This window comes from Candidatus Izemoplasma sp. (assembly GCA_036172455.1).
In the GTDB taxonomy this organism is placed as follows: Bacteria; Bacillota_I; Bacilli_A; order Izemoplasmatales; family Izemoplasmataceae; genus JAIPGF01.
Window position 1 is genome coordinate 1 of record JAXKVY010000010.1, and the last position, 5,105, is coordinate 5,105.

A 5,105-nucleotide genomic window follows, 5' to 3' on the forward strand; every position below is an offset into this window, starting at 1 on the left:
ACGATAACGCAGTCGCAGAATCAACGTTTAAAACATTCAAGGTTGAGTTTATTTACCAACATAAATTTACAACACTATATGAACTCGAATATAAGTTAAATGATTATGTCCATTGGTTTAACAACTTGAAATTCCATGGATCATTGGAGTATCAAAGCCCTATTCAATATCGATTACAGGACTCCATATAAAAATTGTTTAAAAAAGGGTTGCCATTCCATTGTCTAATATAGACAAATGCGAAATCAAATTATAGTTTTGAAAGACAAAGCCAAAAATACTATTGCGGTAAGCATCCCAGTCTTGATCTTTATATTCTTTTGTTGATTTATTGTCAATCAAGACATCACCACTACTGTATCTATCTAATCCACCGATAATATTTAACAAGGTTGTTTTTCCACACCCACTTGGTCCTAAGATGGATACAAATTCATTTTAACGAAACTTTAAATCAATACCTTTTAACGCTGGAACAACTTGGTTCCCAATATAATAATTCTTTTTAATATCTTTTAATTCTAGCATGTTATGCCTCCTAATATAATCTAAACTATCTTTAGCATATGCTTCTTATATGAACTCAATATGAACTAAAGAAAAAAGAATGTGGTGTCACCAATCATTATTTTACAGACTTTTTATGATCTCTATAAGACATTAAAAAACGCCTCAATGAGGCGTTTATTTATTCAAATTGTTTGTTTTTTGTACGTTGATAGCGTTTTAATTCATATATAACTTTTAATGTGAAATACCCGGCAAATTCAATGATATATACGGCTAAGTTTGGCAATGCTGAATTCAATAACAAATGAATCGATAACCCAATATAAACGATATAAGCAAAGCGCTGTAAAGTTTTCCAATTTTGATATGTCATTTTTTTACGAATCACTCTGAATGATGTGATGAACAACGGAATCATTATCGAATAAGCAATGATCCCTAAAATAGGAATTGTAATATCACCATTCAAATATTTTATTAACTGGTATAAGGCATGCGGTGTAATCGCAATAAATCCTAAAATAGAATATTCCATACGGACCTTCATTAACTTTATGCGGAGTGTCGACTTATGTTTTAAAGCCCCGGTTAACATCACAACATAAAAGATGCCGAACCCAAGACCACCGAGCCTGATTGGTGTAAACAAGGTTGCTTCAATTTGCCAAAAGGCAAGGATACTAAGCAATGTCATCCCGATATATAATAACTGACTGTGTTTGCGAATACCATCATTAAAGGATATCGCCAGTATGATGAGAAGTATCGCAACAATTAAGGAAATCATTGACAATCACCTTTTGGATTAACCAATTTTAACTGTTGCGTGACAAACGCAGTTTGTTTGGTTTGATTTAACCGATGAAATGCTAAATGATGGTTTAAAATCGCATATTTTAGAATCGTACTTAAAATCGTTTCTGGATACATCGGATCATACGGCATATCATTTGTCGCACAATACTGTTCAAAAAGCGCTTCTAGTTTTGCTTTCATGACTTGAATATAATTCATCTGTTTCGATAAACGTCCTTGAAGTGATTCTTGAATAATCATCCGCACAAGATCAATATGGGTTGAGACAATCGTGAGGCGGTGATGTAACACCTTATGTAAAAAAGCATCTAATGTCATATTATAATCAATGACAGTCCCATCCGATAGTTCATGACCGAGTGTGTATTTAATCATTTCTTCAAACAGGTTTTGTTTTGATCCAAACTTACGGAATAATGTCATTTCCGCAACGCCTGCTGCATCAGCAATCGCTTTGGTAGATGACCCTAAATATCCATGTTTGGTAAAAACTTTTGAACTTGCTTGTAATAGTTTTTCAACAGTGTCCATATAAACCCTCCTTAGTCACTCGCCAGTGTTTTGGCTTGATTGCCCATAACGGCAATTAAAGCCGGTAACACGACAAGTGCACTGATTAATGCCAGTGCTAAATTAATTACCGTCATTATACCAAAGTTTGATAAGATTTGAAAGTCCGAAAAGATTAATGCACTGAATCCACCCATTGTTGTTAAGGCAGACACAATAATCGGTTTCCCCATTAACCCTACCGAATCAACAATACTTTCTTGATGCGATTGACTTCTTTTTAGTTCATAATAACGCATTAAGATTAAAATCGTAAATTCAGTACCAATTCCAATAATCAATGCGCCTAGAGTCGAGGTAAGCGGTGTATAATCAAATCCAAAGAGATACATAATACCACCACTCCATCCAACAATAAAGATAATTGGTAATACCGCAATTAACGCTTTAAATAAATTACGATAAATAAGGAGTAACGCAACAAACACTAAGCCGATACCAATTAAAGTCATCATTAACCGATCACTTGTCATCGCTTCAAGCATAGCTTGATCAACAACGCTTTGTCCTGTGACAGTAACGGTTGTTGATAATTCTAGTGACAAAATTGTGTCTTCTAACGCTGTTAAAAACATCGCAAATGCGTCATCATCCATATCGCTTAATGCAATATTAATAATCCCTTGATTGGTTTCGGTCGATAACAACATTTTTAGTTGGTCCTGTGGTAACTGTTCTAAATAGGTATCTAAGGTTGTGTCATCCCAACTATTACTCGATACTTGATCGAGTAATAGTGTGACAGACCCAATCATTTCAATATCATTTGGATACTCACTTTGGACAGCCTTAGTTAAGGCATCAATTTCACTTAACGTATCATATGAAGAGATATCGCTACTTTCATAAAGAATGACAATTCGGTCGGTTGACCCAACAATGTCCCGTAATTCATGAATATCAGTTAACGCTTCACTGTCTTGAGGCATAAATGTTTCAAAGTCGGTTTCAACACCAACGTCTTGATCAACATAGAAGCCAGCCGCTGTAAGTAATACGGCTACAACTAAAATAACATATTTCCCTTTGAGGATACCCCGGGCAAATTTTCTTAATATTTTTGTATACACCGAGGGCTTTACTGTTTTCTTTTGTGGTACATCATCATGTAATTTAGTCCGTAAAGTTAAAAAGGGTAGTAAGATAAAAAGGGCCATAACAAACGCAACAGCAATTCCAATCGCTAGCATCATGCCAAAATCTTGAATCATTGGTACCTTTGATGTAAATAAACTAAGTAAGCCCAAAGAAGTTGCTATTAATGAGGTTAACACCGCTGGTGTTAACTGTTTTATTGTTGTTTTTAATCCGTTATTCATCGGTATTACCTCCAAGCTGTTCTTCTGTGTAACGGTTGTGAAACTGAATACTATAATCAATGCCTAGCCCGATTAAAACAGGAAAAACAGCCATACTTACCATCGTTAATGGTATTGTGAACAGTCCCATCAGTCCAATCGTTGCGACAACAGCTAGTAATACCACAACAAGTGGCAACAGTCTTGCTGGAACAGGGAATAAGACAAGTAAAATAACAATCATAATCATGACCGCTGTCATCATCATGACTTGCATACTTTCCATCATCGAACTTTGGATATCAAAATCTAATACAGGTTTTCCTGATATTAACGCCTCTTCATACATTGAGTCAGAAAGCGACTGATCAATTGTGTTTAATAAGGTTTCAATCTGATCATTGCTAACATCTTCTGTTAATGTCACACTCATATAAAGATGGGTATCATCAATTAAGAAAGGTTCTATCATTGGATTAAGTGTACCATTGGGATAAACAATTTGTTCTAAGGTACTTGCGGATGTGGGAAAGGAGCCTTCAAACATATTAAAGTTTGCCGCAAGGGTTGATAATGTTTGTCCCATCGTTTCTAAATTTGTTGATAAATTGCTCATGTTTTGTTCAACCGTATCCATTGCTGTAAACAATGTCGTCATCTGTATCATAATACCATCTAATGCAACCGCTGTATTTTCAGTACCATCTTTGATATTGGTATCAATGGTAATCATTTGATCATAAAGCGTATTAATGTTGGTTAGAATCGTTACGGTTTGTGTGATACTTTGAATAAGGTCACTATCTGTATTCACATCAAGTGTCGCTTTATAATCTTCAAGTCGTGTGATTTCATCCGTTACAACAACTTTCATGTCAGTCATGACTGTCACTTGGTTGTCAGCGGCAGTACTTAATTCTTCTTGTGCTGTTTTAAGTGTCTGAAAAGTTGTTTGTAACGTTTCAGGGTCGACATCTTCTGGTAATAATGATAATGAATCAATCATCTCACTCATTTGTAAAAGACCACTACTTAACGATTCAAGACCATTAAGATATTGTGTTTCACTTTGTGTCACACCATAATCAATGACCCCAATTGGACCACTCACATGAAAGACACCATCAAGGTCTTTAATATCATTGGTTAAGGTATTTAATACACTTAACGATTCATGTTCAAGTAACGCTACCTGACTATCATTTGTAAAGACAATCATGACGGGATCACTCCCAAATGTTTCTTGATAACGTAGGTTATCTTCATAGGTAAGGGTATCTGTTTCGATCAGTGTGTCATTACCGGTACTAAGGGTTATGTCACTTACAAAAAACGCCAATCCACCAATTAGTATAACCATCAAGCCAAGTACTTTTACTGGCCATCGTGCAATTAAAATATGTAATAATTTCCGCATAATTCCTCCTTGTGTGTTAGTACTCACTAACATACTATAGCAAAAAAGACACCCGTTGTCAAACTAAAAGAAAAAAAGCGATTAAATTTGATATTCATTTAATCGCTTTTGTACTTCTTTAATCAATAACTTCAGTTAAGTCTTTAGTTTCAATATAGGTATTGACAGATAAGTTATAATCTCTTTCTACTACTTTACTCACATCTACGTATCTTGAAAAATGTTCATCATCTGTTTTATAGCGAACGGATTCGATAATTTTATTTATATTTTCATCTGTAAGTTTGTTTTTAGTTCCTTGTCTAGTAAACTCTTCACTAGCATCTATAAAATGAATCTTATTGTGTACTGAACCCCTAAAGTTGGACTAGGTACTAATAATTAATTTAAACACAAGGAATGATTTCTGAATTCAATAGGAGTCATTCCTTTTAGTTTTGTTATAACTCTTTCATTGTTGTAGTATTCTATGTATTCTTTTAAACCTTTAATGA

At 34.5% G+C, this 5,105-nt stretch carries 6 protein-coding genes; 1 reads left to right on the forward strand and 5 read right to left on the reverse strand.

Annotated elements, in window-relative coordinates; translation table 11 throughout:
- Positions 1 to 191: IS3 family transposase (locus tag UMR38_08390; protein MEC9485863.1), on the forward strand; the 191-nt coding region annotated here is incomplete at its 5' end.
- 7 nt (positions 192 to 198) lie between these two features.
- Here UMR38_08390 and UMR38_08395 read toward each other — a convergent pair.
- From UMR38_08395 to UMR38_08415, 5 genes are all read right to left on the reverse strand, one after another.
- Positions 199 to 423: an ATP-binding cassette domain-containing protein gene (locus tag UMR38_08395; protein MEC9485864.1), complete on the reverse strand. Its 225-nt coding sequence runs from the start codon at positions 421 to 423 to the stop codon at positions 199 to 201.
- 265 nt (positions 424 to 688) lie between these two features.
- Positions 689 to 1,297: a hypothetical protein gene (locus tag UMR38_08400; protein MEC9485865.1), complete on the reverse strand. Its 609-nt coding sequence runs from the start codon at positions 1,295 to 1,297 to the stop codon at positions 689 to 691.
- Positions 1,294 to 1,857: a TetR/AcrR family transcriptional regulator gene (locus tag UMR38_08405; protein ID MEC9485866.1), complete on the reverse strand. Its 564-nt coding sequence runs from the start codon at positions 1,855 to 1,857 to the stop codon at positions 1,294 to 1,296. The genes UMR38_08400 and UMR38_08405 overlap by 4 nt, the downstream gene beginning before the upstream one ends.
- A gap of 11 nt (positions 1,858 to 1,868) precedes the next feature.
- Positions 1,869 to 3,215: an MMPL family transporter gene (locus UMR38_08410; protein MEC9485867.1), complete on the reverse strand. Its 1,347-nt coding sequence runs from the start codon at positions 3,213 to 3,215 to the stop codon at positions 1,869 to 1,871.
- Positions 3,208 to 4,611, reverse strand: a complete 1,404-nt coding sequence (locus tag UMR38_08415; protein MEC9485868.1) for an MMPL family transporter — start codon at positions 4,609 to 4,611, stop codon at positions 3,208 to 3,210. Before UMR38_08415 ends, UMR38_08410 begins: the two co-directional genes overlap by 8 nt.
- Between the last annotated feature and the right edge of the window lie 494 nt (positions 4,612 to 5,105).

Coding starts and splice junctions, on each gene's coding strand:
- UMR38_08400 (MEC9485865.1), bottom strand. CDS start 1,297: ATGATTTCCTTAATTGTTGCGATACTTCTCATCATACTGGCGATATCC.
- UMR38_08405 (MEC9485866.1), bottom strand. CDS start 1,857: ATGGACACTGTTGAAAAACTATTACAAGCAAGTTCAAAAGTTTTTACC.
- UMR38_08415 (MEC9485868.1), bottom strand. CDS start 4,611: ATGCGGAAATTATTACATATTTTAATTGCACGATGGCCAGTAAAAGTA.
- UMR38_08410 (MEC9485867.1), bottom strand. CDS start 3,215: ATGAATAACGGATTAAAAACAACAATAAAACAGTTAACACCAGCGGTG.